Origin of the sequence: Pseudomonas sp. ef1 (assembly GCF_007293365.2) — a bacterium.
Taxonomy (GTDB): Bacteria; Pseudomonadota; Gammaproteobacteria; order Pseudomonadales; family Pseudomonadaceae; genus Aquipseudomonas; species Aquipseudomonas siliginis.
On record NZ_CM129815.1, the window covers coordinates 1,253,405 to 1,278,952 of the forward strand.

The window sequence follows — 25,548 nt, forward strand, 5'->3', positions numbered from 1 at the left end:
GCGCTATGCATCGACCTGGGGAATCGAGTCGATTGTGGATTCGGCGAAGCAGTTTCAGGTCGACGTAAATCTGTAGCATCCCCGTATCGGTTCCCTCTCCCTCGGGAGAGGGCTAGGGTGAGGGGCTGTTGATCTTCAACGGTGCAAAACGTACTGCCCGGTAAATCTCACCGCCTCGTCCTCACTTCCCGCATTCAGTATCCGCGTATCCAGCGTCAGCCGCGCCCGTCCATATCGCCGATACATCGCCACGAACCGTTTCCAGACTGCCGCATCCGGCGCCGGGCAGATCGCCACGGCGTCCCCGGTCACCGGCAGCGGATAACTGATCTGCCCTTCCTGAATGACGATGTGTCCGTCGGTAATCCCTTCTTCCTTCAAACGTAGATGCAACCAGCCCCAGCCGGCCAGCACCGCGCCGCAGTAAAGGCTGCCGCCAAACATGGTGCTCTTGTGATTGACGTTGGGTGCGAGCGGCAGGTTCAGGCTCAGTTGCTGCTCGCGCCACTCGAGCACCTCGAGGCCCATTTCGGCGGTCAGCGGAATGTCGTGATGCAGCACCGTTTGCAGGTATTCGCTTTCGCTGCTCATTCGTTGTCTTCCCCGTGGCTGCTGTCGCCGAAATTCAGACCGTGTTTGCGCAGCTTGTCGTGCAGGGTCTTGCGCGGAATACCCAGAGCTTCGGCGAGGCTGCGCACCGAGCTGTGCGAGCGCGCCAGTTCAGCGGCTATCAACGATTTTTCGAAGTTTTCCACTTGCTCGCTAAGGCCGCCGCTGACCACTTCTACGGGCGCGCCGCCGCTGCCGTCAGCGCTGTTGTCCAGTGCCAGTTCAAGGCCGAGGGCGAAGCGTTCGGCGGCATTTTGCAGTTCACGTACATTGCCCGGCCAGGTGTGGCGCAGCAGCAGGGCGCGGTGTGCCGGCTGCAGCTCATGGGGCGGCAAGCCATGGCGGGCGCTGGCTTCATCGGCGTAATGCTGGAACAGCACCAGTGCGTCTTCGCCCCTTTCGCGCAGCGGCGGGATGCGCAGCGGCGCGACGTTGAGGCGGTAATACAAGTCGGCGCGGAAGCGACCCTGATCCGCCGCCTGGCGCAGGTCTTCCTTGGTCGCGGCGATGACGCGGATGTCCAGCGGGATCAACTGATTGCCGCCCAGGCGCTCGACGACCCGCTCCTGCAGCATGCGCAGCAGTTTCACTTGCACGTCCATGCTCATGCTTTCGATTTCGTCGAGAAACAGCGTGCCGCCATTAGCAAATTCAAATTTACCGATGCGACGTTTCTGCGCCCCGGTGAAGGCGCCGGGCTCGTGACCGAACAGTTCGCTTTCCACCACCGATTCCGCCAGGGCGCCGGCGTTGATCGCTACGAACGGACCGTTGCGGCGGCTCGACAAGTCGTGCAGCGCGCGGGCCACGACTTCTTTGCCGGCACCGGTTTCGCCGAGGATCAGCACGTCGGCCTTGGTCGCCGCCAGCGCGCCGATCTGTTCACGCAGGCGCAGCATTGGCGTCGAATGGCCGACCAGCCGAGCGCTCAATTCGTTGCGGTCGCTCAAGGCCAGACGCAGGCTGCGGTTGTCCAGCACCAGCCGCCGTAGCGCGAGGGCGCGACGGACGCTGTCGAGCAGTGCATCGCTGGCAAAGGGCTTTTCCAGAAAGTCGTAAGCGCCGGCGCGCATCGCCTGCACCGCCAGCGGTACGTCGCCATGGCCAGTGATCAGCAGCACCGGCAACTCGGGATCCTGTGCGTGCAATTCACTGAGCAGCTCGAGGCCGTCCATGCCCGGCATGCGAATGTCGCTGACCACCACACCTGGCCAGTCACGCTCAAGCTGTGCGGCGAGGCCCTTGGCTTCGGACAGCGGCAGAATTTTCAGGCCGGCCAGGTCCAGGGTCTGGCCGAGAGCCTGGCGCAAGTGCGGATCGTCGTCGATCAACACTACCTGGATGCGATTGTCGATGGTCATGCACTTCGATCCTCGGACGGTTGCAGGCTGACTCCGGGCGCGCCGGCGCGCAGGCGCAGGGTGATCAGGGCGCCGCCTTGTTTGTGGTTGGCGAACGACAGCTCGCCACCAAATGCGCGCATCAGCGTTTCACAAATGGCCAGTCCCAGACCCAGACCCTGGGTGCGAGTCTTGGTGGTGTAAAAGGGCTCGCTGGCGCGGCCAAGAGCTTCCATGCAGAACCCGGGGCCGTTGTCGCGAATGTACAGATTGACGCCGTCGGCGGTGGCTTCGGCACTCAGCCACAACTTGCGCGGCGGGCCTTTTTCGGTGAGCGCATCGAGGGCGTTGGCCAGCAGATTGCCGAGCACCTGGCGCAGTCGGGTTTCGCCGGCCTCGACCCACAGCGTCGCGGCGGGCAGGTCGCGAATCAGTTCGACTTCCATGCTGCGCCGACGTTTGGCGAGTAATGCCAGCGCATCGTCCAGCGCCGGTTGCAGAGCGACGCTTTCCGGTGCGTGGCGATCGCGCCGAGCGAAGGCACGCAAATGGGCGATGATCGAGGCCATGCGCCCGGTCAGTTCGCTGATCAGCTTGAGGTTGCCGCGCGCGTCCTCGGTGCGCTGATGATCGAGCAGCACTTCGGCGTTTTCCGCATAACTGCGAATCGCTGCCAGCGGTTGATTGAGTTCGTGGCTGATACTCGCCGACATGGTCCCCAGTGCCGACAATTTGCCGGCCTGAACCAGATCGTCCTGAGCGCGCACCAGCTCCTGCTGCGCCTGCTCACGCTCGAGCACTTCCTGTTTCAAACGGCGGTTGAGGCCTTCCAGATCGCTGGTACGTTCGGCCACCCGGCCTTCCAGTTCGCGGCGCGCCTTGGCCTCGAAGGCGATGCGCTCCAGATAGTGCCGGCGACGCTGCATCATCAAACCCACCAGCAGCATCACCACCAATAGTGTGGCGCCGCCGATCGCGACCACCGTGCGCACGGGACGATCAATCAGCGTGCGCGGGGCGAGGATGCTCACGCTCCAGCCGGTCTCGGCGATGTCGTGGGTCTGCGTCAGCCAGGCGTCAGGGCTCAGGTTCAGCGGCCGGGGTTCACGGGTCGGGTAGGGCTGGATCGCGGTGATCGCGGCGCGCTCGGCATCGCTCAACTCGCGAGTGGAGCGGAAACGCCATTCCGGGCGTGACGTCAGGATGACCACGCCGTTATGGTCGGTCACCAGCAGTTGTTCCGGGGTTTTGCCCCACAGGCTTTCCGTGTGGTCGAGGTCAACCTTGATCACCAGCACGCCGATGATTTTCTCGCCGCTGCGCACAGCCGCGGCGAAGAAATAACCGCGCTTGGCCGAGGTGGTGCCGAGGCCGAAGAAGCGTCCGAGGCGCCCGGCCATGGCTTCACTGAAATACGGGCGGAAGGCGAAGTTGCGGCCGACGAAGCTGTCGCGTTTGTCCCAGTTCGACGCCGCCAGAGTCTGGCCTGACGTGTCCATCAGATACATGACTTCAGCGCCGGTCTGCGCAGCGATGTTTTTCAGCAGGCGATTGGCGTTGCCTTGCGTCACGCCGTCGTCCGGCGCACCGAGCACCGCGCGCAGGGCCGGCAGATCGCCGAGAATCTGCGGCAACACTTCATAGCGATGCAGGGTGCCGAGCAGGTTGGCGACGTACAGATCGAGGGTCTGGCGATTCTGTCCGGCGAGTTCGCTGCGGTAATAGCGTTCGGCGAGATGTTCCAGCGGCCACAGCAGCGGCGCCAGGCACAGGGCCAACAGCGCGAGGCTGCGCCAGCGAGGTCTGCGAGGGAGAGATGCTTTCATGAGCCGGTAGCGCCTGTAGGGACAGGCGCATTATGCCCGGCCTCAGGCGAAGACGTCAGCGTCCTTGAGCAGCGCGGCCGCCTGGTCCTTGGCCGACAGCTTCGGCGCTGCGTCCAGTTGCCAGTCGATGCCCAACGCCGGGTCATCCCAGCGAATGCTGCGCTCGGAAGACGGGTCGTAGTAGTTGGTGGTCTTGTAGAGAAATTCGGCGAACTCGCTCAGCACCACGAAACCGTGAGCGAAACCTTCCGGCACCCACAGTTGACGATGGTTTTCCGCCGACAGGCGCACCGCCACCGACTTGCCGAAATGCGGCGAACTGCGACGGATGTCCACCGCCACATCAAGCACTTCACCCGCGGTCACGCGAACCAGTTTGCCCTGGGTGTTCTGCAACTGGTAATGCAGACCACGCAGCACGCCTTTTTGCGAGCGCGAATGGTTGTCTTGCACAAATTGCGTATCCAGACCGGTGGCGTCCTGAAACGCTTTGGCATTGAAACTCTCGTAGAAAAAACCGCGCTCGTCGCCGAACACCTTGGGTTCGATGATCAGAACACCGGGCAGGTCGGTGGTGATGACATTCATGAGGATTTCCGTTGATAGGTGTGAATGGCCGACATTCTTGCGCAAAGTGCTGCAGGGCGCGAGTGTTCGGTTTGAATTGGGCCGTTCAGTCACGCTGGGGGTTGCTTAACCGCCAAGGCAATGGCGATATAAGCGCCTAATAAAATTTCAGGGGTCGTTTCATGCCGCTCGCCACGTTGATTCATCGCGCCAGTTTGCCCGGTCCGCAGGTTTCAGAGGCGCAGGCGCTGCAATGGCTGGCCGAATATTACGGACTTGGCGGCACGCTGCAGGCGCTGGGCAGCCAGCAGGATCTGAATTACCGCGTCGACAGCGCAAATGGGCGCTTCGTGTTGAAAGTCTGTCGTGGCGACTACGCTCTTGTGGAGCTGCAAGCCCAGCACGCAGGCCTCAATTATCTGGCCGAGCACTCGGCGATCAAGGTGCCGCGCGTCATCGCAGCCAACAACGGTGCAGATCTGTTGTCGTTGCAAGCCAATGGCGAAACGGTGCATGTGCGGTTGTTGGAGTACATCGACGGGCAGCCGTTGACCGATTTCGATCATCTTGGCCAGAACGTGGTCGCCGGGTTTGGCCGACTCTGTGGCGAGATGGATCTGGCGCTGGCAGGCTTCGATCACCCGGGCCTTGAACGCACCTTGCAGTGGGACGCGCGTCACGCCAACGCTTTGATCAGTCATCTGTTGCCGGTGATCTCAGACGTGCAGCAGCGTGCGGTGATCAGCGCTGCCGCCGAGCAGGCCGAGCGCCGTTTGCAGCCGCTGCTGGACAAGCTGCCGGTGCAGGCGATTCACATGGATATCACCGATGACAACGTCGTCTGGGCGCGTGATGCCCAGCGGCATTGGCAATTGCAGGGTGTGATCGACTTCGGTGATCTGGTGCGCACCTGGCGCATCACCGATCTGTCGGTAACCTGTGCGGCTTTGCTGCATCACGCCGATGGCGATCCGTTTGTCATCCTGCCGGCGGTCAAGGCGTATCACGCGGTCAATCCGTTGCAGTACGCCGAACTGCAAGCGCTGTGGCCCTTGATCGTGGCGCGGGCGGCGGTGCTGGTGCTCAGTGGCGAGCAACAGGTGAGCATCGATCCCGGCAATACTTATAGCCGCGACAATCTCAGTCACGAGTGGGAAATCTTTCGCGTCGCGACATCGGTGCCACAGGCGCTGATGGAAGCGGCGATTCTCACAGCCGTGGGACAGACCGTGCCGGAGGCTGAAAACACAGAATTTGCACCATTGTTGCCCGGGCTGGTCGGGCGTGAATTTGCGCTGATCGATCTGGGCGTGTTGAGTCCGCACTTCGAAGCGGGCAATTGGGAGCAGCCGGGCATTGATCAGCGCTTGCTGACAGAAGCCGCAGCGGTGCATGGGCTGGCGGCGACGCGTTATGGCCAGTACCGCTTGTCACGCACCCGCCCGGACAGTGCGGCTGAACCGGATACGTTCCCGTTGCATGTCGAATTACGTGTGCCGACCGGAACCGAAGTTCAAGCACCGTTCGCCGGCGTTCTGAATCAAGCGGTAAACGGGGCGCTGCAACTCGATGGCCCGCAGTTCAGCGTTCGCCTGTGGGGCGTGACGGCAGTTCTTGGCCATGGCGCGGCACTGGATCGAGGCCAGAAGCTCGGTGCGGTCACGGGGCCGCTGCTTGTGCAGATGTGCCGGGGAGCGGAACTCGACGCGCCGCTGTTCTGCACGCCGTCCCGTGCATCCGCGTGGCAGGCGTCGTGCCCGTCGCCGGCGACCTTGCTCGGGCTGGCCTGCGACGCCGAGCCTGAGCTGGACGCGCAAACCCTGCTTGAACGCCGCGATGCCAGTTTCGCCCGCACGCAAAAACACTATTACGTTGACCCGCCACGTATCGAACGCGGCTGGCGCAATCACCTGATTGATATGCAGGGCCGCTCCTATCTGGACATGCTCAACAACGTCGCGGTTCTCGGCCATGGTCACCCTCGGATGGCGGCGGTCGCGGCGCGGCAGTGGTCGTTGCTCAATACCAATTCGCGCTTCAACTATGCGGCGGTCGCCGAGTTTTCCGAGCGCTTGCTCAAGCTGGCGCCGAAGGGCATGGATCGCGTGTTCCTGGTCAACAGCGGCAGCGAGGCCAATGACCTGGCGATTCGTCTGGCCTGGGCTTTCAGCGGCGGGCGCGACATGATCAGCGTGCTCGAGGCGTATCACGGCTGGACGATCGGTGCCGATGCGGTATCGACGTCGATTGCCGACAACCCGAGGGCGCTGGAAAGTCGCCCGGACTGGGTGCACCCGGTGCCGGCGCCGAATACTTATCGTGGCGAATTCCGTGGCGCCGATTCGGCGCCGGATTACGTGCGCAGCGTCGAGCATCATCTGCAAAAATTGGCCGAGCAAAAGCGGCAACTGGCCGGTTTCATCTGCGAGCCGGTCTACGGTAATGCCGGGGGTATTTCTTTACCGCCGGGCTATTTGCCGCAGGTGTATGAAAAGGTCCGCGCGCAGGGCGGTGTGTGCATCGCTGACGAAGTGCAGGTCGGTTACGGGCGCATGGGCCACTTTTTCTGGGGCTTCGAAGAGCAGGGCGTGGTGCCGGACATCATCACCATGGCCAAAGGCATGGGTAACGGCCAGCCACTTGGCGCGGTGATCACCCGCCGGGAAATCGCCGAGGCGCTGGAGGCCGAAGGTTATTTCTTCTCGTCGGCGGGCGGCAGTCCGGTCAGTTGCCAGATCGGCATGGCGGTGCTCGATGTGATGGAGGAGGAAAAGCTCTGGGAAAACGCCCAGGTCGTCGGCGGTTACTTCAAGGCGCGCCTGGAAGCGTTGATCGATAAACATCCGCTGGTCGGCGCGGTGCACGGCTCCGGGTTTTATCTGGGGCTGGAGCTGATCCGCAATCGCCAGACGCTGGAACCGGCAACCGCCGAGACAGCGTTGCTGTGTGATCGCCTGCGCGAGTTGGGGATCTTCATGCAGCCGACGGGCGATGACTTGAACATCCTCAAGATCAAGCCACCGATGGTGACGTCGCGCCAGAGCGTGGATTTCTTCGTCGAAATGCTGGATCGGGTGTTGAGCGAAGGCCTGTAAGCAAGGCACATCCCCTTTGAGAGCGAGCCTGCTCGCGAAAGCTGTGTATCAGTCGCCACATGCGGTGACTGACACAGCCCATTCGCGAGCAGGCTCGCTCCCACATTTGTTTTCGCTCTCAAGTCCGATTTGTATCGATTTAATTAGCGTTCAAACGAAGAGATTACTTATTTATAGCTTTTAAAGCCGATATTTATCGGTTATAAATTCGCCATTGCTCCGGCATGGCGATCTCTTGTCCGGTGCGCGCGTTTTCTTTTCGGTTGAATTCTTCGACCGTCAAAGCACTAGCCCGGAGATGATTCATGAGCCGTATCGTTACCGTCGCCGCCACGCAGATGGCCTGTTCGTGGGACCTGGAAGCCAACCTCGAAACCGCTGAAAGACTGGTCCGTGAAGCCGCCGGCAAAGGCGCGCAGATCATCCTCATCCAGGAACTGTTCGAGGCACCGTACTTCTGCCAGAAGCCCAATCCGGATTACCTGCAACTGGCAACGACGGTTGAAGAAAACGTCGCCATCAAGCATTTCCGGAAAATTGCCAAAGAGCTGCAAGTGGTGCTGCCGATCAGCTTCTACGAACTGGCCGGGCGTGCACGCTTCAACAGCATCGCGATCATCGACGCCGACGGCAGCAACCTCGGGATTTATCGTAAAAGCCACATTCCGGACGGCCCGGGCTATCACGAGAAGTATTACTTCAACCCGGGCGACACCGGCTTCAAGGTATGGAACACCCGTTATGCGAAAATCGGCGTCGGCATCTGCTGGGACCAGTGGTTCCCGGAAGCGGCGCGCAGCATGGCCTTGCAAGGCGCGGAAATTCTCTTTTATCCAACCGCGATCGGCAGCGAGCCGCACGACAAGACCATCTCTTCACGCGACCACTGGCAGCGGGTGCAGCAGGGCCATGCTGGCGCCAACCTGATGCCGCTGGTTGCCAGCAACCGCATCGGCAATGAAGAGCAGGACGGCTACGACATCACCTTCTATGGCTCTTCGTTCATCGCCAACCAGTTCGGCGAAAAAGTGCAGGAGCTGAATAAAACCGAAGAAGGTATTCTTGTGCACACGTTCAACCTCGACGAGCTGGAACATATTCGCAGCGCGTGGGGTTCATTCCGCGACCGCCGGCCGAATCTGTACGGCGCGTTGAAAACCCTCGACGGTTCCCTGGAGTCCTGATGACCACATTGAAAAGTACCCCGCGCGCCGACGGCTTCTACATGCCGGCCGAGTGGGCGCCACAAACCCAGACCTGGATGATCTGGCCCGAGCGCCCGGACAACTGGCGTCTGGGTGGCAAACCGGCGCAGGCCGCGCACGCCACAGTGGCCAAAGCCATCGCCCGCTTCGAGCCGGTGACCGTTGCCGTCTCCGCCGGCCAATACGAAAACGCCCGCGCGCGCCTCGATGTGCCGAATATCCGCGTGGTGGAAATGTCCAGCGACGATGCCTGGGTTCGTGACAGCGGCCCGACCTTCGTTATCAATAACCATGGCGAAGTGCGCGGTGTGAACTGGGATTTCAACGCCTGGGGCGGTTTCGATGGCGGCCTGTATGCACCGTGGAACCGTGATTCGCAGGTCGGCGGCAAGATCCTAGAGATCGAACGCAGTCCACGTTACCGCACCGAAGGTTTCGTGCTCGAAGGCGGTTCGATTCATGCCGACGGCGAAGGCACGCTGATCACCACCGAAGAATGCTTGCTCAACCGCAATCGCAACCCGCACCTGAGTCGCGAAGAAATCGAAGCCGTACTCAGCGACAACCTGTCTGTGGACAAGATCATCTGGTTGCCGGATGGCTTGTTCAACGATGAAACCGACGGCCATGTGGATAACTTCTGCTGCTACGTGCGTCCGGGCGAAGTGCTGCTGGCGTGGACCGATGATCCGCAGGATCCGAACTACCCGCGCTGCCAGGCCGCGATGCAAGTGCTGCAAAGCAGCACCGACGCCAAGGGCCGCCCGTTCACGGTGCACAAAATGCCGATTCCGGGGCCGCTGTACGCGACCGAAGAAGAGTGTGCCGGCGTCGATGCGGTGGACGGTTCGCAGGAGCGCAATCCTTCCGTGCGTCTGGCCGGTTCCTACGTGAACTTCCTGATCGTCAACGGTGGCATCATCGCGCCGAGCTTCGACGACCCGATGGATGCCCCGGCCAGGGAAATTCTGCAGAAGCTGTTCCCGCAGCACGAAGTGGTGATGGTGCCGGGCCGTGAACTGTTACTGGGTGGCGGCAATATTCACTGCCTTACCCAACAGCAGCCAGCGCCGCACAAAGAGTGAGTTGAGTCGTAACAGCTTGAGTTGATTCACAAATCAGCCAGGCAATGATTAGCTCGCTCAGCATGAAAGCAAGCCCGCGGCCCGTCAGGACCGTGGGCTTGTTTGTATCCTCCGGTCGACATTCGAGTCGCCTTGGCATAGCTCTTGTATTGCTCCTGATGCACTAGGGAGGGAGGGGAACTTCAACAGTTCTGTCACAAACCTTGGATAACGTAGCCGCTCACGAACGGGGAGAGAGCGCTGAAATGAACGCCGAAGTGAACGTAGTCAGCGAGCGGACTGTGCATCCCATGGCCGTCAACGGCGAATCGCTCCAGCTTGTCGCGCACTGGTTGAAGTCCAATGGAACGCGTCAGATCAGACAACCTGATCCGCGCCGGATGATGATCGAGCGTTACCCCGCTGGCCTGTTCAGCGAGGCCGAGCTGGAAGCCTTGTGGGATGTGATGGACGGATAGGAACAACAGGGATTGGTCAAAAAGCGCTGCCGGGATGGCGGCGCTTTTTTTGGCCTGATTTTTATCCACAGGCATTCAAAGGTGGGAGCGAGCCTGCTCGCAAAGGCGTCAGCACTGCCAATGACTTTATGCGCGTTCGCGAGCAGGCTCGCTCCCACAGTTCAGAACTCCCTGCTTAACCTCATTTTTCTGCAACCGCCCAGCAAAAAAATTACGTTTCTTAGACGTTTTTCGCCTATTTAAAGACGATTCTTGAAATTGACACACAGTTCAGGGCGCGGCTACGATTCGGCCCAACGCCTGTGGCTAACCGCCATGACTCAAAATAAGGAGCAGGCCCGCCAGGACGTTACGTCGGCGGGCTTTTTTGTTTCGGGGTGAATACAAGAGTGCAGAAAGCGCCGTTTCAGCCGTTCGACACAGCGCGTTTCAACCCGTAATAAGGAAAACAAAATGTTGAACAAGCGAATCAGTCTGATCGCACTGGGGATGTTGAGTGCTACACAGGCCATGGCTAACGACCAGGCCGAATCCAAGGGTTTCGTTGAAGACAGCAGCCTGAAAGTGCTGCTGCGCAACGCCTACATCAATCGTGATTACATAGACGGTAACAAGGACAAGGCCGAATGGGGCCAAGCGGCCATCGGTACGTTCTCGTCGGGCTTCACCCAAGGCACCGTAGGTGTCGGTGTGGACGCTTTCGGTCTGTACGCATTGCGCCTGGACGGCGGCAAGGGCCGTAGCGGCGCCGGCGGCATCGACTTCTTCAGGCAGGAAAATGATGGTCGCGCGAACCACGACATCGCCAAGGGCGGTGCTGCGGTCAAGTTTCGTGTATCCAACACCGTACTGACCTACGGCGACCAGATGCCGGCCCTACCGGTGCTGAGCTACGACAACGTGCGTCTGCTGCCGGAAAGCTACACCGGTACTTTGGTCACTTCCCGTGAAATCGAAGGCCTGGAATTGAACGCCGGTCGTTTCACCGCCGAATCGCGCAAAAGCGATGAAGGCCGTGACAGCGGCGGTCTGAAGTCGATCAACGTGTTGGGCGGCAGCTATCAGTTCACCGAACACTTCAAAGGCGCGCTGTACGCCTCCGACGTTGAGGACGTCTTGAAGAAACAGTACGTGAACGCCAACTATGTGATTCCGTTCAACAAGGATCAGTCGCTGACCCTGGATTTCAACGGCTATCGCACCAAGCTGGACAGCTCGTACGTACGCGAAAACACCGTGCCGGGCGAAAGTATCGTCACCGGTCGCGACAACAAGATCTGGAGCCTGGCAGCCACCTTCGCCACCGGCCCGCACTCGTTCACCGTGGCGCACCAGCGTTCCACCGGCGACAGCAACCTCGGTTATGCCTACGGCGGCTACCAGAAAGATCAGGGGCGTGTCGGCGACGGTGGTAACTCCATCTATCTGGCCAACTCCTACTGGTCTGACTTTAACGCCGAAGACGAACGCAGCTGGCAGCTGGGTTACGGTCTGGACTTTGGTTCGTTCGGCGTTCCGGGTCTGAGCTACAACTTCGCTTACGTGCGCGGCGACAACATCACCACGTCCACCAGCGAAGGCGGCACCGAGCGCGAAATCTTCAACCAGTTCAAGTACGTCGTGCAGAGTGGCCCGGCCAAAGACCTGAGCGTGAAGTTGCGCAGCTCGATCCTGCGCGTGTCGCAGAAATCCAGCGAGTACAACGTCAGCGGTAACGAGCTGCGTGTATTCGTGGACTATCCGATCAACATCTTCTGATGATCGATCCGCTGTAAGAAAAATGAGAAAACCCCGATTCGTTCGGGGTTTTTTTTCGCCGGTTTTTCAGCGAAAACCGCAAATAACCGGTGTTCTTGTCATATAAAAGTCGTTTTTCAAGCGCTGCAGATTCCGTTTCAAGCAGTGCTTCAAATGCCTGAAATTCTTTCTCATGGACGCCAATTCTCCACCCAATAGATTAGGGCGTTCAACGCAGCGGAGAATTTGGTAATGATCGTTTTGAACAGAGAAGTGGGCGAATCGCTACGGCGCGACAAGTTTGTCAACGTCCAGGGTGGTGACTTCAATCTCTACGGTCATTTTGCCGACTTCGTCAGACTGACCAAAAGTTGGGAAAACATGGAGCCTGACAGCTATTACGGTCAGGCCGAAGCCGGCATGCGTTATCGTCGTTACAGCGACTTTGAATACAACCCGAAAACCCGCGAACTCAAGCAACTTGAGCATCGCGCCTACGTGCAATCGAAAGAGAACAACGCTTACGTCGGTGGCGTGGTACGGCACTTTCAGGACTTTTCCGAAGAAGTGATCTCTTCCCCGGTGATGCGCAGCCTGATCGACACCGATTTCGAAGTGTACAAAAGTGTGCTGCCGGAAGAGTTGCACGATGAAATCTGGCAGTGCCAGATCCATCAGATCCGCATCGAGATCAAACCCGGCAAACAGCTGGAAATCACTCCTGAAGGTATTCATTGCGACGGCTATCCGTTCAGCGGTGTGCACTTCTGGGGGCGCAGTAACGTAGAGGGTGCCGAGAGTCGACTGTACGACATCCACGAGCATCAACTGGCGGCGACCACCTACGAGGAAATTCTCGATACCACCTTCTTCCTCGACCGCGACATGCGCCATTACGTGACCCCGGCGCGCAATACCCACACCCATGCCATGGCGTACCGGCAGATTCTGGCGATTTCCTTCTCGCGGCCCGGGACCGCTTTCGACATTGTTCGCTAATCAGATCACCCCAATCGACGGCGTCGAGTGCTCGACGCCAGTGGTACTGCGCCGCGCCACCGCCAAGGATGCGCAACGCATGGAGCGCTTCTTCCGCCAGTTCGACGAAGTGTCGTTCTGCGAATGGCAGGACGCCAAATGCCTGCGCGGCGTGTTGATCCAGAAAACCACCACGGCGTATCTGGCGTTCGATGTGGCTGGCGAGATCGTCGGCGCGGTGCTCGGCGGCATGCTCGGCAGTCGCGGCACGATCAACCATCTGGCCGTGAGCCCGCGCTACCGCAGTCAGGGCGTGGGCCAGCGTCTGGTCGAAGCAGCGTCGTCCGACATGAAACGGGTCGGGGTGCTGCGGATGTTTCTGTTCGTCGACGATGCTAACCTCGCGGGCAAGCGATTCTGGACTGCCCAGGGTTTTTGCGAGCCTCACGGCGAACGGACATTTGAGAGGGATCTATGAATGAAAGGTCCGGCAGCGCGCCGCTGATGGCGACTCATCAGCCGTCGCGCACGTTTGCCGAAGCCAGCCCGGTGGTCGCCGGGTATTTCACCGTGTCGTTTGTTTTCGGGCTGATGGCGGTCAACGCCGGTCTGCCGATGTGGCTGCCAGTAGCGATGTGCTTGTTTGTCTATGCCGGCGCCTCGCAGTTCGCTGCGCTGGCGCTGATCTCCAGCGGCGCATCGCTGACCACCATTGTGCTGACCACTTTCCTGATCAATGCGCGGCACATGCTGATGTCGGTGTACATGGCCAAGGCGCTGCGCGCCCTTGGCTTGAGCCGCATGGAGCGTTGGGCTTACGCCGGTGGCCTGACGGATGAATCCTTCGCCTTTCATAGCGTCAAGCTTGGCACGGGCGCACCGGTCAATGTGCGTTACCTGATCGGCTTCAACCTGTTCTGCCACACCTCGTGGGTGCTCGGCGGTTTGCTCGGTGCGGTCTGCGCGCAGTACGCGGCGCACTTGATCAAATATCAGCTCGATTACGCGCTCACGGCGATGATGCTCTACGTGCTGGTCTCGCTGTGCAACACGCGCAACAAACTGATTGCCGCCGCTGCCGCCGTGGTCTGCATGGGGGCGCTGAGCCTGATCGGCAGTTCGCCCTTCAACGTATTTATCGCCACGTTTGTGGGCTGCGGAGTGGGTGTATGCCTGACCAAACGTTCCTGATTCTGGTGGTGGTGCTGATGATGGCCGTGACCTTCCTGCCACGCGCCTTGCCGCTGCAGATCAACACCGACCACTGGCCGCCCTTCGTGGCGCGGGCGCTGGAATATCTGCCGGTGGCGATCGTCGCTGCGATCAGCCTCACACCCCTGTTGATCAAGGATCGGCAGATCCAGCTCGATCGCCCGGAATTCTATGCTGCGATTCCGACGTTGCTATGTGCGTATTTCAGCAAAAACCTCTTTCTCAGTGTGGCGGTGGGGACGGCTGCGTACATTGCGCTCGGCTCGTTCATGTAGCGGCAGATCAACGACGTCGTTCAGCGCCTGGTGCGACAGCTCCGGATTGTTTACTGCCAGGCGCACTTCGAGGAAATCCTCGAAACCGGGAAAAATCGTCAGACCGTTCTTCTGCGCAGCTTCACGCGAGACCATGCCGACCGCATCCATCTGCGTGATCAACGACAGCGTCAGGGTTTCGCTGCAGGAATAGACCATGCGCTGGCCGTTCTCGTGATTGCCCAGCCCGGCGTCGAGAAACCGCAAGAAGCTGTGGGAATACGGACAATCTTCCGCAGGACGCACCTGAAACTTGTTGCCCAGCAAGGTCAGCGGATCGTTTTCCTGACCGCAATGCGCACCGACCACCTGCACCTGCACCTCGGGCAGCACGATGCTCGGCAGCCCCGGCCGCTGCGGGCCGATCAGCACGGCAAGGTCGAAATCTTCGTTCCTCAGCTTGCTGAGGTTTTCCATCGACTCGGCGTAGCTGAATTCCATCTGGTAATCGGGAAACACCTCAATCAGGCGTCCGATCATGCGTCGGTTGAAATCAGGCGACAGGGTGTTGTTCAACGCCACCTTCAACGTGCGCTGCCCGGGCACCTTCAGCGCCTCGACCTTTTCTTCCATTTGTCGCGTGGCGATCAACACTTTGTCGATGTAAGGCGTGAGCTCCGTACCTTGCGGCGTCAGCGTCAGGCCCTTGTTGGAGCGGCGAAACAAGCGGAAACCGAACTGCTCTTCGACCTTGTTCAACTGTGCGGCCAACGCCTGCACGGTCAGGCACGAATGCTCGGCTGCAGCCGACAACGAGCCGGTCTGCACGATGCGCATGAGGTTGCGTAAGGTTCTGCTATCCATGGGTAATGCCCTCTGAAGTGGGCTGGGTATTGTTGTTTACGAAACGACCGAAACGGCGCCATATGCCGGCTATATTCCTGCACCTGAGCATAGTTGTCGCGGATTTAGTAGCGAATTGATTTCCCCGCCGATGGCTGGAGGCTGACAGAGGATCGGGGTTTTTGCTGGGGTGGGGGTGATGAAGGTCAAAAAAGTGCGTGGTTTTGGTGCGCGGTGAGATTTTTTTCGAAGAGAAACAGCTTACATCTTCCTAGCTTTTTGCCTGCGTCATACGCAGATAGGTCTCAGGTAAAGTAACGATTCAGCTGATAGCGCCCGACAGTCAAAGGAGTTGAAATGGATGTCTGGCATGCGAGCCATGGTGGTAGATAACCACCTATCAACTTCGCGTTGACCGACGAAGATCACTCCGAACACAATGCAGAGGTAGCGCTGATGTAGCTACAAAACCACGATGAGGTAATTGAAATGGCTGCACTACTGAAAACTACCGATGTGCGCTGCCGCATTGATGAGGATTTGAAAGCGCGTGCGACTGAAGTCTTGAACGCTTGCGGGCTGAGCATTAGCGACGCCATGCGACTTTTTCTGCGACAGGTTGTTGCTACTCAGGGGCTTCCCTTCGAGGTGCGAGTTCCATCGGAGAAGACGGCCCGCGCAATGATGGAAGCACGAGAAATCCGTCAGCGTTTCGACTCGATAGACGACATGCTAAGGAATGCTGATGGCGAAACAGGAGAAAACGCAAAAACGCCCTGATCGGCCTAAACAGTGTGCACAGACTTCTGAATTCAAGAAGTCTTGGGATCGTTATAACCGTGCCGGAAGGCGAGATATGAACGACGTTCGGAAGGTGATGGCAATGTTGTTCCTGGGGCAGCAGTTACCGGCAGAATATCTGGATCATGCGCTGACTGGAGATTGGTCTGGATTCCGCGAGTGTCATATCGGTGGCGATTTTCTGATGGTTTACGAGAACACACGTCCAGACCTGATCACGTTCGTGGATTTAGGGAGTCATTCAGAACTGTTTAAATAGCGCAGAAAAACATAAGCCGGCTTAACTCTGGCTTCTGAGCGTTTGATTGTTACGATTCGTTCATTTGTGTATCAAAACGCTAAAAAATTACAGGTATGTACTAGTCTTCAGCTAAGACAAAAAATCAGGAGGCGTCTATGCCTACCTCATCCCCAGCTCTCACCCCACGCGAACAACTCGACGCCCCCGAAGCCGGCCGGGTTGCGCTGAAGTTCTTCTTCAGCCTCATGGAGCATTGGGGCTGTAGCGCCGAGCAACAACGCACCCTGCTCGGAGGAGTCGGCAACACCACGTTCTATAAATACAAACACCTGCCAAACATACGCCTGCCCCATGACACCCTCGAGCGCATCTCTTACCTGATGGGTATTCACAAGGCGTTGAGCATCATCTTCAGCAATAGTCGCGAGCGCGCCTACAAGTGGGTCAGCAGCCCGAACAACGCGGCACCGTTCAATGGCAAAACCGCGCTGGATTACATGCTGGCGGGCCGGGTGGTCGATATCGCCGATGTACGCCGCTACCTCGACGGAGTGCGCGGTTGAAAGCGCCGGCGCCGGTGGATGTGCCATGGCCGCGGGCGTATCGCATCGTCAACAGCAGCTTCCCGCCGATTGCGCTGTTCGAAGACGTCCTCGACCCCGAGGACCTCGAAGTTGCCTACGCCATCGAAGCGCTGACCAATGATCGCCTGATCGAACAGGCCGGCGTCCTTGCCCGCGTACGTCCCGAAGATCGCCTGTCCGGCCCCGGTTCCAGCCCGGTGATGGCTGCGTTCACTCACGTCGGCAAACGCAGCCGTTTCAGTGACGGCACCTTCGGCGTCTATTACGCCGCCAGCAGCCAGGCTGCGGCCATCGCTGAAACATGTTTTCACCAGGAACGCTTTCTTGCCGCGACCCGGGAAGCCGATCTCGAATTGACCATGCGTACCTATATCAATCAGGTGACCAAACCGCTGCATGATGTCCGCCATGGCTTTGATCACTTGCATCAGCCTGATCCTGAAGCCTATGGCCCATCACAGCTGTTCGCGCGGCAACTGCGCGATGCCGAGTCGTGGGGCTTGCTCTATAACAGCGTGAGGTTGCCTGGGCATGAATGCGTTGCAGCGTTCCGTCCGCCTGCGGTTTCGATTCCGAAGCAGGGCAAGCATTTGCGCTATGTCTGGAGCGCGAGTGAGGGCAGGATCTCGTTTGTGTTCGAGATCAGTCAGGTCTGAATTATCGCTTTGACTTTGTCGAGCGTTGTGACGGGAATGACGCTGGATGGAATTCGCGAAGAGGGCGACAAGTTGTAAACGGCAAATTTACTGTCGATGACTTTGTCGGACATGAGTTTCAGAGATGGAAGAATTCTGGAATGAAAATGCTGGTCCAGACCGCACGGCGAGATTGAGCTTCCATCAGTCTCGTAAAAGCGCCCCGCGGACTGGTTCATATCCGCTCCCACCAAAATCACCTTTGAAAAGCCTGCGTGATAGGCAAGTTGGAGTGCGAGATACAAGACTGTGCGGGCATCAAAAAAACCATGGGCCAGGTTTTTGCTGAATCCGATACTGCGGTTTCGGCTACCCAGAACAGCGCGACTACGTACCAGATCCTGGTTGTCGCGCAGTAGCCATTCAGTCAAGGTTGGTTTGGGCGCTTTCTTGAGCAAATAGAGATCACCTGTCGGTTCAACAATCAGTTCCTGAGCCTGGTTAGCCCACACAGCTACACGCTGACTAGTGCGCATCGCATAGGCAAACAGTTCAGGTTGTTGTAGCGAAAAACTGGTATCGGTGCATGCGTAGAAGAACGGCTTTATGCCTGTTCCCATGAACATGGATATCGCGCCGTTCACCGTGATCATCGGGATGTCGGCAAACTGTTCAATGGGAAAGTCCTTCGCGGAGTTGCCCGACGCGATAATGAATACAGCGCCTTGAGCAATGTTTCGACAGTCAGAAAAGTCCCTGATTTGCGAACGTGCGGAGCCGTTTGGCGTTTCTGATGTTGAGTTCATCGATGGTCTCTTGGTCCATGTCATGCATTCAGTCCGTTGTGCTGACGTGATGAAGCGGGATGACTCTTCCACAGCGCCGCGCTTTGTAAGGGAGTGTTGCGCTCGGCGTTAGTTCCCAATTGGCTGCGGGGCGGCCGATGCGTTGGCCAAGAACGCTCCAGTGGCTGGCGGGTTGTCTGGATAGATGCAGGAGGGAAGTCGGATATGTCCGCGCATCAAGGGATCTTGAGGAAGGCCGGCATGTTTTCGGCAGGCCTGAAATGCAAAAAGCCCTCGCATCAACGAGGGCTTCGAATGGCGGTTTGCATCAATGCCTTTCTGGTGGCGAATCCATTACTTCACCACATCATCGATCAATGCCTTGCTTAGCTCGTGCAGATACTGCGAGGCATAAGCGCGGACTTTGCAGGATTGGGAACAGGGGCACAGGCAGCCGACGGGTGCAGCGCAGACTCTCTTGCGGGTCGCAAGTCAGCATCCTGAGGCGTTGCGGGATTTACATCCTGCCCGATCCCCATTTTGGACGTCTTGGCTGACTCAGAAACAACAAAGCCCCTGCATTTCTGCAGGGGCTTTGTTTTGTATGGTGCCGGCACCAGGAGTCGAACCCGGGACCTACTGATTACAAGTCAGTTGCTCTACCAACTGAGCTATACCGGCGTGTGGGCGACGATTATAGCGATTGGGTAGATCCTGTAAACCCCTGAATTCAGACTATTTTTGCATTCCGGAAAAATCAGGCCCTGCGCAAATTAATGCGCAGCTTTTGTACCTCAAGCGCAGTAAGGCATTTATGCAGGGCGTACAGTTGAGTTTGGGCTTTCGGGACCCTGCAGTTATTCACTCGGCAAGCCCAATATTCGCCGGTTATGTCGTTTTGATTGGCAGCTTATGCACAACTGAGGGGCGCGGATACTGGCTTATGCGAGGTGTTGTGAACCCATTCTCATCTTGTTCGCAAATCCCTGTTTTACAGGTTTTTTATTCATGTGAACAAAAAATGACCAGTGTTGTTAAAGCGACCAAACAGGCGCAGATATTGGATCCACAGCAAATCCATCAACAGAGTTATCCACAGGTCGTAACGTTTTAGGCGCGCTCGGCGAGCAGCAGTAAGTTACGCGGTGTGAGAGAGGTATCGCAAAAGGTGCCGAGGCGTACGACGTATCCCTGTTCCGCGAGGAAAAGCGCCCGATCCAGATTCAGCCAGAGCTCCAATGGTCGCCGGAACAAACCGCGCAGCAATTCGAGATTGCGAACTTCGGCCAACCGCTGCCAACCGGCTGCTTCGAGTTCGGGCCAATCTGGCTCGCCGACTGTGGATAACTCTTTGAGCACAGCCAGATCGCGACAGTAAGCAGCGAACGGTTTGTCCAGCCAGGCGCTGGGCAGGGAGGGCGTTGGCAGGTATTCATCGACGCCGCGCACTTGCCGTTGCAGCAGGTCGAAAGCCAGGCGACGAGCCATCGAGGTGTCACGCTGGCGCCGGACGCGCGCACCGGCGGTGACGGTTTCGCTCATCGGCAGCGACAGATCTTCCAGCGAGAGCTGTAGAAGCGATGCCGATCCTGCGCAGGACGAGGCCTGGTATTCGTTACGACTGATGCGGTTGTAACAGCACGGTGCGATCGCCATTTGCTGGCAGCCGGCAGCACTGGCCAAATGCATCAAGCGCACGTGCAGATCACCGCAGGCGTGGAGGGCGACGGGGGTGTGGGCGGCGTTCAATACGACCGGGGCGTCTGCCGCGAGTACATCCTGTTCGACATGCAGGGCGTGCAAGTGATGACGCTGACTCAGTGACTGACCGCTGGCGACCAATAGCGGATCGTATTCAACACAAGTCAGTTGTTGTCCCGACCCCAGTAAGCGCCGGCCCAAATGTCCCTTGCCCGAACACCAGTCCAACCAATGCGTCGGCTGCGAAGCGAAAGACAAACGACTGGCAAACGCTTCAATCTGCTGCCACTTGCGCCCGGGCACATCGACATTCAAACGATGCCCGGCAGCCTCAAGCGCATGCCCCGAAAACTCACCGACCGCACTCAACTCTGCCGACAACTTCGCCAATGAAGCGAACGGCTCTGGCCCATCGACAAGATCAGCAGGATGGTTATGCGCGCGTTCTGCATCTTCCAGCGACCGCCCGCGTAGCCACGCAGACAACTCCGGGTAGGACGCTTCCCATGGAAGTTGTAGGTGAGTGAACGGTCGAGGTTTCCACAGCGCCTGATGCTCAATCAAATAAGCATCCAGCGCGGTGAAGCGGGCGAGTAGGGCCTCGTCCGTCAGCACGTGGGAAGTATCAGCGGCCTTGGCAGGCATCGACGCGCAGCCAGCGTTCCAGCAGCTTGAAGCCGCGAACCAGCACGTAAGCCATGACCAGGTAGAACACACCGGCGGCGAAGAAGATCTCCACCGGCAGATAAGTGCGGGCAATGATCGTGCGGGCCATGCCGGTCAGTTCCAGCAGGGTCACGGTGCTGGCCAGGGCGCTGGCCTTGAGCATCAGGATCACTTCGTTGCTGTAGGCCGGCAGGCCGATGCGCGCAGCACGCGGGAGGATGATGTAGAACATCGCTTTCGGTCTGGACATGCCCAACGCTCGCGCGGCTTCGATCTCGCCCGGTGGAATCGCCTGAATCGCACCGCGCAGAATCTCGGCGATGTACGCCGCCGTGTGCAAGGTCATGGTCACGGTCGCGCACCAGAACGGATCGCGCAGGTAGGGCCACAACGCGCTTTCACGTACGGCGTCGAACTGCGCCAGGCCGTAATAGACCAGGAACAGCTGCACCAGCAGCGGGGTGCCCCGGAAAAAGAAGATGTAGGCGTAAGGCAGCGAGCGCACGTACCAGCGCTTCGAAGAGCGGGCGATGCCCAACGGAATGGCGAGCAGCAGGCCGGCAATGACCGCGATGGCGACCAGTTCCAGCGTCAGGGTCGCGCCCTGTGCCAGTTTTGGCAGCCACTTGATGATGACTTCCCAGTTCATTGCGCGCTCCTCGCAAAGCCGCGGGCGGCGCGTTTTTCCAGGAAGTGCATGCCGGTCATCGCCAGCACTGTCAGGCCGAGGTACATGATCGCCGCGACCATATAGAAGGTGAACGGTTGTTTTGACACGGTCACACCGATCTGCGCGTGACGCATGATTTCTTCCAGACCGATGACCGATACCAGCGCGGTGTCTTTCATCAGGATCATGAACAGGTTGCCCAGGCCCGGCAGGGCGATGCGCCACATCTGCGGCATGATCAACCGGGTGAAAATCCGCCACTTCGACAGGCCCAGGGCCTGGCCGGCTTCACGGTGGCCCTTGGGAATGGCCAGCAGGGCGCCGCGAAACACTTCCGTGGCGTAGGCGCCGAAGCACAGGCCCAGTGCGATCACACCAGCGGCAAAGGCGTTGAGTTGCAGGTCGGGGTTGCCGAAGTACTCACCGAGGGCGCGCATCAGGTTGACCGTACCGAAGTAGATCAACAGCACCCAGAGCAATTCCGGGACGCCGCGCACCAGTGTCGAGTAGGTACCGCCAAGCCATTGCAGCGGCTTGTACGGGGAAGTCTTGGCCAAGGCGCCGAGCAGGCCGAGCACCAGGCCCAGGCACAGGGCGGTGAGGGCCAGTTGGACGGTCATCAGCGCACCAGCGGCGAGCGCCGGGCCGAATCCGTAGAGGTCGATAATCATGGGTTTCTGTTCAAATTGCGGCAGGCAAAGTCGGGAGCCGGCGCCGCTTGATCACGGCGCCGGTCCCACAGGTCAGATCAATAGATGCTGAACGGGAAGTACTTGTCGTTGATTTTCTTGTAGGTACCGTCAGCGACGATTTCCTTCAGTGCGGCGTTCAGCTTGTTGCGCAGTTCGTTGTCACCCTTGCGCACGGCGATACCGATCTTGTCGCTTTCCACCACCGGGTCGCCCTTGAACTCGTAGTTCTTGCCGGCTTCGGTTTTCAGCCAGTCATAGTTGGCGTACTTGTCGGCGAGGATCGCGTCGACACGACCGGAGGTCAGGTCGAGGTAAGCGTTTTCCTGGGTGTCGTAGAGGCTGACCTTGATGTCGTCACCGTAGGTGTCTTCCAGCCAGGTGCCGGCCAGCGTTGCGCGCTGGGTGCCGATGGTCTTGCCCTTGAGCGAGTCCTTGTCGGTTTTGAAGTCGACGTTTTTCGGCGCGATGAACTGCAATTTGTTCGAGTAGTACGGGTCGGTAAAGTCCACCGCGGCTTTGCGCTCTTCGGTGATCGACAGCGAGGAAATCAGGAAGTCGAACTTCTTCGCGTTCAGCGCCGGAATGATGCCGTCCCAGTCAGAGGTGACGACGGAGCATTCGGCTTTCATCTTCGCGCACAGGGCGTCGCCGATTTCCTTGTCGAAGCCGACCACCTGGCCGCTCGCGTCTTTATTGTTGAACGGCGGGTAGGCCGCTTCGATGCCCATCTTCAGGGTTTCAGCCATGGCACCGGCGCTGAACGCGAGGGTGACGGCGGCGGCCAGGAAGACCTTTTTGAAATTCTGCATGCATGTTGCTCCGTTAGCGGTTGCTGGACATGAATTGTTTGCAGCGCGCCGAAAGCGGGTTATCGAACACCTGCTGTGGCGATCCTTGCTCTTCTATAAGGCCCTGATGAAGGAACACCACTTCGCTGGAGACCTGGCGGGCGAAGCCCATTTCGTGGGTCACGAGCAGCATGGTGCGGCCTTCTTCGGCCAATGCGCGGATGACACTAAGTACTTCCTGAACCATTTCCGGGTCAAGGGCGGAGGTGGGTTCGTCGAACAGGATCACCTTCGGCTGCATCGCCAGCGTGCGCGCAATCGCTGCGCGTTGCTGCTGGCCACCGGACAATTGCGCCGGGTAGGCGTGGCGCTTGTCGGCGATGCCGACCTTGGCCAGCAACGCTTCGGCGACTTCGATGGCCTCGGCCTTGCTCTGGCCGAGCACGCGGCGCGGGGCCTCGATGACGTTGTCGAGCACGCTCATGTGCGGCCACAGATTAAAGTTTTGAAATACAAAACCAATCTCCGAGCGCAGGCGGTTGATCTGTTTGCCGTCAGCGGCGACCAGTTCGCCGTTCTTCGCGGCTTTGAGCTTGAGTTCTTCACCGGCCACCAGGATCTGGCCCTGATGCGGGTTTTCCAACAGGTTGATGCAGCGCAGGAACGTGGACTTGCCGGAACCGGAAGAGCCGAGGATCGAGATCACGTCGCCGTCGCGGGCGGTCAGCGAGATGCCTTTGAGCACCTCCAGCTGTCCGTAGCGTTTGTGCAAGTTGCGGATTTCAAGCGCGGGCGTGGCCTCAGCCATGTGCGTTCCTCATATATGTTGCGCTCCTGCTGTTGGCGGGCCTTCCTGGCGAGGCGGCCAAGCTAGCATAGCGTTTCAATGGCAGCCAACAGCGCTACGAGCGGTAAACGGGTGGCATGTGGCGGGTTGTCGCATCGGCGCAGCAGACTGTCGCCCCATCAACAACCGAACGGGTGTTTGATCGTGCAAACCCGTGGGTGCCGCGTAAAAAAAGGCGCGATGTTGCCAGCTTTGGCGGGGTGTTGGAAGCGCTATCCGGCCGAACGTTCCTTATTCGCCCTTTTTCTGTGCGCCGCACACTTTTTCTGTGTGTTTCTGGTGCGCGGATTCGTCTGGAAAGTGAGTCGCCGGGTAACGTTCTGGCGAATAGCCATTAAACTCAAGGACTTGCATCGGATGCCGGAGCCCCCGGCCCTCAAGGACTTGAAACATTTTGGCGCAAATATTGCGTGCAGAATAAGGAACAGGCCGTTGGATTCTTTTTACGAGAAAGAATTTACAGACGCGCCGGACGCACTCGCTTTCCTTGCAAAGGTAGTCTCTATGAGCAGTACCCCAAGCTCCACTGGCCTCGAACAGGGGCTCAAACCGCGTCATGTGACCATGTTGTCGATCGCCGGTGTGATCGGCGCCGGTCTGTTCGTCGGCTCCGGCCACGCCATCGCTGCCGCCGGCCCGGCCGTGCTGCTGGCCTACGCCGCTGCCGGTACTCTGGTGGTGCTGGTGATGCGCATGCTCGGCGAGATGGCCGTGGCTTCGCCGGACACCGGTTCGTTCTCGACTTACGCTGATCGCGCGATCGGTCACTGGGCCGGATTCACCATCGGCTGGCTCTACTGGTGGTTCTGGGTGTTGGTGATTCCGCTGGAAGCCAACGCCGCCGCGACCATCCTGCATGCGTGGTTCCCGGGTGTCGACATTTGGGCTTTCGCTCTGGTCATCACCATGCTGCTGACCGTGACCAACCTGTTCAGCGTGAAGAATTACGGTGAGTTCGAGTTCTGGTTCGCCCTGATCAAGGTGCTTGCGATCATCGGCTTCATCGGCCTCGGCCTTGCAGCGATTTTCGGCTTCCTGCCGACCAGCCAGGTCAGTGGCGTTTCGCACCTGTTCGACAGCGGCGGCTTTCTGCCCAATGGCATGGGTGCTGTGCTGGGCGCGATCCTGACCACCATGTTCTCGTTCATGGGTACCGAAATCGTCACCATCGCGGCGGCGGAGTCGAAAGATCCTGGCAAGCAGATTTCCAAGGCGACCAACTCGGTGATCTGGCGGATCGGCCTGTTCTATCTGGTGTCGATTTTCATCGTGGTTGCGCTGGTGCCGTGGAACGATCCTACCTTGGCCAACCTCGGCTCCTATCAGACCGTACTTGAGCGCATGGGCATTCCCAACGCCAAGATGATCGTCGACATCGTCGTACTGGTCGCGGTGACCAGTTGCCTGAACTCGGCGCTGTACACCTCGTCGCGCATGCTGTTCTCCCTCGGCAAGCGCGGCGATGCCCCGGCCATGTCGACCCGCACCAACAAGAGCGGCACGCCTTACTGGGCGGTGATGCTGTCCACCGGCGCAGCGTTCCTCTGCACCTTCGCCAACTATGTGGCTCCGGCCGCGGTGTTCGAATTCCTCCTCGCCAGCTCCGGCGCCATCGCGCTGCTGGTGTATCTGGTGATCGCCTTCTCGCAACTGCGCATGCGGAAACAGCGCATGGCGCGCGGCGAGAAAATCGTCTTCAGCATGTGGCTGTTCCCGGGGCTGACCTGGGCGGTGATCATCTTCATTGTCGCCGCGCTGACCATCATGCTGTTCCAGGAAGCCCACCGCGTGGAAATCCTTGCCACGGGCCTGCTGAGCCTGATGGTGGTAGCCGCTGGTCTGCTGGTGTCGCGCCGTCGCAAGCTGGAGAAGCGTGGTGCGGTGGTGTTGAACTGAGTCGTAACGCGTGATGTAAAAACGGCCGCTGTC

Annotated in this window: 26 protein-coding genes, 1 tRNA gene and 1 pseudogene; 15 read left to right on the forward strand and 13 right to left on the reverse strand. The window is 59.1% G+C overall.

Going from position 1 to position 25,548, the window contains the following annotated elements:
* Nucleotides 1-135: 135 nt before the first annotated feature.
* From FEE99_RS05830 to rfbC, 4 genes are read right to left on the reverse strand one after another with little or no spacing between them, the layout of a single operon-like run.
* The gene (locus tag FEE99_RS05830; protein WP_041477493.1) at nt 136-591 is read right to left on the reverse strand and encodes a YiiD C-terminal domain-containing protein; all 456 of its coding nucleotides are present in this window, start codon (nt 589-591) and stop codon (nt 136-138) included.
* Nucleotides 588-1,970, reverse strand: a complete 1,383-nt coding sequence (locus FEE99_RS05835; RefSeq protein ID WP_041477494.1) for a sigma-54-dependent transcriptional regulator — start codon at nt 1,968-1,970, stop codon at nt 588-590. The genes FEE99_RS05830 and FEE99_RS05835 overlap by 4 nt, the downstream gene beginning before the upstream one ends.
* Nucleotides 1,967-3,775, reverse strand: coding sequence for a sensor histidine kinase (locus tag FEE99_RS05840; RefSeq protein ID WP_041477495.1), 1,809 nt, complete (start codon nt 3,773-3,775; stop codon nt 1,967-1,969). Before FEE99_RS05840 ends, FEE99_RS05835 begins: the two co-directional genes overlap by 4 nt.
* A 42-nt stretch (nt 3,776-3,817) precedes the next feature.
* Nucleotides 3,818-4,363 carry a dTDP-4-dehydrorhamnose 3,5-epimerase gene (gene rfbC / locus FEE99_RS05845; RefSeq protein ID WP_041477496.1) on the reverse strand — a complete coding sequence of 182 codons (546 nt, stop codon included), beginning with the start codon at nt 4,361-4,363 and terminating at the stop codon, nt 3,818-3,820.
* 161 nt (nt 4,364-4,524) lie between these two features.
* On the opposite strand from rfbC, the gene FEE99_RS05850 reads away from it, so the two are divergent.
* From FEE99_RS05850 to FEE99_RS05890, 9 genes are all read left to right on the forward strand, one after another.
* Nucleotides 4,525-7,437, forward strand: a complete 2,913-nt coding sequence (locus FEE99_RS05850) for an aminotransferase (RefSeq protein ID WP_041477497.1) — start codon at nt 4,525-4,527, stop codon at nt 7,435-7,437.
* A 305-nt stretch (nt 7,438-7,742) separates the two neighbouring features.
* The gene (aguB, locus tag FEE99_RS05855; protein ID WP_041477498.1) at nt 7,743-8,621 is read left to right on the forward strand and encodes an N-carbamoylputrescine amidase; all 879 of its coding nucleotides are present in this window, start codon (nt 7,743-7,745) and stop codon (nt 8,619-8,621) included.
* Complete coding sequence (gene aguA / locus FEE99_RS05860; protein WP_041477499.1) at nt 8,621-9,727, forward strand: agmatine deiminase; 1,107 nt, start codon at nt 8,621-8,623, stop codon at nt 9,725-9,727. Before aguB ends, aguA begins: the two co-directional genes overlap by 1 nt.
* Before the next feature lie 245 nt (nt 9,728-9,972).
* Complete coding sequence (locus FEE99_RS05865) at nt 9,973-10,185, forward strand: hypothetical protein (protein ID WP_041477500.1); 213 nt, start codon at nt 9,973-9,975, stop codon at nt 10,183-10,185.
* A 453-nt stretch (nt 10,186-10,638) separates the two neighbouring features.
* Nucleotides 10,639-11,943 carry an OprD family porin gene (locus FEE99_RS05870; protein ID WP_041477501.1) on the forward strand — a complete coding sequence of 435 codons (1,305 nt, stop codon included), beginning with the start codon at nt 10,639-10,641 and terminating at the stop codon, nt 11,941-11,943.
* 231 nt (nt 11,944-12,174) lie between these two features.
* Nucleotides 12,175-12,921, forward strand: a complete 747-nt coding sequence (locus tag FEE99_RS05875) for a 2OG-Fe dioxygenase family protein (RefSeq protein WP_041477502.1) — start codon at nt 12,175-12,177, stop codon at nt 12,919-12,921.
* A gap of 79 nt (nt 12,922-13,000) precedes the next feature.
* A complete protein-coding gene (locus FEE99_RS05880) occupies nt 13,001-13,378 on the forward strand; it encodes a GNAT family N-acetyltransferase (RefSeq protein ID WP_008080517.1) in 378 nt (125 codons plus the stop codon).
* Complete coding sequence (locus FEE99_RS05885; protein WP_016772152.1) at nt 13,375-14,091, forward strand: AzlC family ABC transporter permease; 717 nt, start codon at nt 13,375-13,377, stop codon at nt 14,089-14,091. The genes FEE99_RS05880 and FEE99_RS05885 overlap by 4 nt, the downstream gene beginning before the upstream one ends.
* Complete coding sequence (locus FEE99_RS05890; protein WP_041477503.1) at nt 14,070-14,387, forward strand: AzlD domain-containing protein; 318 nt, start codon at nt 14,070-14,072, stop codon at nt 14,385-14,387. Before FEE99_RS05885 ends, FEE99_RS05890 begins: the two co-directional genes overlap by 22 nt.
* On the opposite strand, the gene FEE99_RS05895 is transcribed toward FEE99_RS05890, so the two are convergent.
* Nucleotides 14,304-15,230, reverse strand: coding sequence for a LysR family transcriptional regulator (locus FEE99_RS05895; protein WP_041477504.1), 927 nt, complete (start codon nt 15,228-15,230; stop codon nt 14,304-14,306). The two genes, FEE99_RS05890 and FEE99_RS05895, sit on opposite strands and share 84 nt — an antisense overlap.
* A 468-nt stretch (nt 15,231-15,698) precedes the next feature.
* On the opposite strand from FEE99_RS05895, the gene FEE99_RS05900 reads away from it, so the two are divergent.
* The 4 genes from FEE99_RS05900 (at nt 15,699) to FEE99_RS05915 (ending at nt 17,491) form a co-directional block, all read left to right on the forward strand.
* Nucleotides 15,699-15,989: a type II toxin-antitoxin system RelB/DinJ family antitoxin gene (locus FEE99_RS05900; RefSeq protein WP_041477505.1), complete on the forward strand. Its 291-nt coding sequence runs from the start codon at nt 15,699-15,701 to the stop codon at nt 15,987-15,989.
* Nucleotides 15,955-16,269, forward strand: a complete 315-nt coding sequence (locus tag FEE99_RS05905; RefSeq protein ID WP_041477506.1) for a type II toxin-antitoxin system YafQ family toxin — start codon at nt 15,955-15,957, stop codon at nt 16,267-16,269. Before FEE99_RS05900 ends, FEE99_RS05905 begins: the two co-directional genes overlap by 35 nt.
* A gap of 137 nt (nt 16,270-16,406) precedes the next feature.
* Complete coding sequence (locus FEE99_RS05910) at nt 16,407-16,814, forward strand: MbcA/ParS/Xre antitoxin family protein (protein ID WP_041477507.1); 408 nt, start codon at nt 16,407-16,409, stop codon at nt 16,812-16,814.
* Nucleotides 16,811-17,491 carry an RES family NAD+ phosphorylase gene (locus tag FEE99_RS05915; RefSeq protein ID WP_041477508.1) on the forward strand — a complete coding sequence of 227 codons (681 nt, stop codon included), beginning with the start codon at nt 16,811-16,813 and terminating at the stop codon, nt 17,489-17,491. The genes FEE99_RS05910 and FEE99_RS05915 overlap by 4 nt, the downstream gene beginning before the upstream one ends.
* Here FEE99_RS05915 and FEE99_RS05920 read toward each other — a convergent pair.
* Nucleotides 17,482-18,276, reverse strand: a complete 795-nt coding sequence (locus tag FEE99_RS05920; RefSeq protein ID WP_052392142.1) for a lipopolysaccharide biosynthesis protein — start codon at nt 18,274-18,276, stop codon at nt 17,482-17,484. The genes FEE99_RS05915 and FEE99_RS05920 overlap by 10 nt on opposite strands.
* A gap of 333 nt (nt 18,277-18,609) precedes the next feature.
* The gene (locus FEE99_RS05925) at nt 18,610-18,705 is read right to left on the reverse strand and encodes a DUF3077 domain-containing protein (protein WP_353188696.1); all 96 of its coding nucleotides are present in this window, start codon (nt 18,703-18,705) and stop codon (nt 18,610-18,612) included.
* On the opposite strand from FEE99_RS05925, the pseudogene FEE99_RS05930 reads away from it, so the two are divergent.
* A pseudogene (locus FEE99_RS05930) lies at nt 18,674-18,775 on the forward strand (helix-turn-helix domain-containing protein); the annotation flags it as partial. The gene FEE99_RS05925 and the pseudogene FEE99_RS05930 sit on opposite strands and share 32 nt — an antisense overlap.
* An 85-nt stretch (nt 18,776-18,860) precedes the next feature.
* Here FEE99_RS05930 and FEE99_RS05935 read toward each other — a convergent pair.
* The 6 genes from FEE99_RS05935 to FEE99_RS05960 all read right to left on the reverse strand — a co-directional run bounded on the left by FEE99_RS05935 (nt 18,861) and on the right by FEE99_RS05960 (nt 23,580).
* Nucleotides 18,861-18,936 (reverse strand) — tRNA-Thr (locus tag FEE99_RS05935).
* A 429-nt stretch (nt 18,937-19,365) separates the two neighbouring features.
* Nucleotides 19,366-20,601, reverse strand: a complete 1,236-nt coding sequence (locus tag FEE99_RS05940; protein WP_041477510.1) for a methyltransferase — start codon at nt 20,599-20,601, stop codon at nt 19,366-19,368.
* Nucleotides 20,582-21,271 (reverse strand): ABC transporter permease, encoded by a 690-nt coding sequence (locus FEE99_RS05945; RefSeq protein WP_016772145.1) that lies wholly within the window; start codon nt 21,269-21,271, stop codon nt 20,582-20,584. Before FEE99_RS05945 ends, FEE99_RS05940 begins: the two co-directional genes overlap by 20 nt.
* Nucleotides 21,268-21,963: an ABC transporter permease gene (locus tag FEE99_RS05950; protein ID WP_041477511.1), complete on the reverse strand. Its 696-nt coding sequence runs from the start codon at nt 21,961-21,963 to the stop codon at nt 21,268-21,270. The genes FEE99_RS05945 and FEE99_RS05950 overlap by 4 nt, the downstream gene beginning before the upstream one ends.
* 77 nt (nt 21,964-22,040) lie before the next feature.
* Nucleotides 22,041-22,793, reverse strand: coding sequence for an ABC transporter substrate-binding protein (locus tag FEE99_RS05955; RefSeq protein WP_041477512.1), 753 nt, complete (start codon nt 22,791-22,793; stop codon nt 22,041-22,043).
* 13 nt (nt 22,794-22,806) lie between these two features.
* Nucleotides 22,807-23,580, reverse strand: a complete 774-nt coding sequence (locus tag FEE99_RS05960) for an ABC transporter ATP-binding protein (protein ID WP_024011209.1) — start codon at nt 23,578-23,580, stop codon at nt 22,807-22,809.
* 543 nt (nt 23,581-24,123) lie between these two features.
* Here FEE99_RS05960 and gabP point away from each other — a divergent pair.
* On the forward strand, nt 24,124-25,515 hold the full coding sequence (gene gabP, locus FEE99_RS05965) for a GABA permease (protein ID WP_016772141.1): 1,392 nt from the start codon (nt 24,124-24,126) through the stop codon (nt 25,513-25,515).
* Nucleotides 25,516-25,548 lie beyond the last annotated feature (33 nt).

Coding starts and splice junctions, on each gene's coding strand:
- FEE99_RS05865 (WP_041477500.1), top strand. CDS start 9,973: ATGAACGCCGAAGTGAACGTAGTCAGCGAGCGGACTGTGCATCCCATG.
- FEE99_RS05905 (WP_041477506.1), top strand. CDS start 15,955: ATGGCGAAACAGGAGAAAACGCAAAAACGCCCTGATCGGCCTAAACAG.
- FEE99_RS05920 (WP_052392142.1), bottom strand. CDS start 18,276: ATGAACTCAACATCAGAAACGCCAAACGGCTCCGCACGTTCGCAAATC.
- FEE99_RS05960 (WP_024011209.1), bottom strand. CDS start 23,580: ATGGCTGAGGCCACGCCCGCGCTTGAAATCCGCAACTTGCACAAACGC.
- FEE99_RS05830 (WP_041477493.1), bottom strand. CDS start 591: ATGAGCAGCGAAAGCGAATACCTGCAAACGGTGCTGCATCACGACATT.
- FEE99_RS05885 (WP_016772152.1), top strand. CDS start 13,375: ATGAATGAAAGGTCCGGCAGCGCGCCGCTGATGGCGACTCATCAGCCG.
- gabP (WP_016772141.1), top strand. CDS start 24,124: ATGAGCAGTACCCCAAGCTCCACTGGCCTCGAACAGGGGCTCAAACCG.
- FEE99_RS05870 (WP_041477501.1), top strand. CDS start 10,639: ATGTTGAACAAGCGAATCAGTCTGATCGCACTGGGGATGTTGAGTGCT.
- FEE99_RS05955 (WP_041477512.1), bottom strand. CDS start 22,793: ATGCAGAATTTCAAAAAGGTCTTCCTGGCCGCCGCCGTCACCCTCGCG.
- FEE99_RS05890 (WP_041477503.1), top strand. CDS start 14,070: ATGCCTGACCAAACGTTCCTGATTCTGGTGGTGGTGCTGATGATGGCC.
- rfbC (WP_041477496.1), bottom strand. CDS start 4,363: ATGAATGTCATCACCACCGACCTGCCCGGTGTTCTGATCATCGAACCC.
- FEE99_RS05945 (WP_016772145.1), bottom strand. CDS start 21,271: ATGAACTGGGAAGTCATCATCAAGTGGCTGCCAAAACTGGCACAGGGC.
- FEE99_RS05840 (WP_041477495.1), bottom strand. CDS start 3,775: ATGAAAGCATCTCTCCCTCGCAGACCTCGCTGGCGCAGCCTCGCGCTG.
- FEE99_RS05880 (WP_008080517.1), top strand. CDS start 13,001: ATGGAGCGCTTCTTCCGCCAGTTCGACGAAGTGTCGTTCTGCGAATGG.
- FEE99_RS05940 (WP_041477510.1), bottom strand. CDS start 20,601: ATGCCTGCCAAGGCCGCTGATACTTCCCACGTGCTGACGGACGAGGCC.
- FEE99_RS05835 (WP_041477494.1), bottom strand. CDS start 1,970: ATGACCATCGACAATCGCATCCAGGTAGTGTTGATCGACGACGATCCG.
- FEE99_RS05850 (WP_041477497.1), top strand. CDS start 4,525: ATGCCGCTCGCCACGTTGATTCATCGCGCCAGTTTGCCCGGTCCGCAG.
- FEE99_RS05950 (WP_041477511.1), bottom strand. CDS start 21,963: ATGATTATCGACCTCTACGGATTCGGCCCGGCGCTCGCCGCTGGTGCG.
- FEE99_RS05875 (WP_041477502.1), top strand. CDS start 12,175: ATGATCGTTTTGAACAGAGAAGTGGGCGAATCGCTACGGCGCGACAAG.
- aguB (WP_041477498.1), top strand. CDS start 7,743: ATGAGCCGTATCGTTACCGTCGCCGCCACGCAGATGGCCTGTTCGTGG.
- FEE99_RS05895 (WP_041477504.1), bottom strand. CDS start 15,230: ATGGATAGCAGAACCTTACGCAACCTCATGCGCATCGTGCAGACCGGC.
- aguA (WP_041477499.1), top strand. CDS start 8,621: ATGACCACATTGAAAAGTACCCCGCGCGCCGACGGCTTCTACATGCCG.
- FEE99_RS05900 (WP_041477505.1), top strand. CDS start 15,699: ATGGCTGCACTACTGAAAACTACCGATGTGCGCTGCCGCATTGATGAG.
- FEE99_RS05910 (WP_041477507.1), top strand. CDS start 16,407: ATGCCTACCTCATCCCCAGCTCTCACCCCACGCGAACAACTCGACGCC.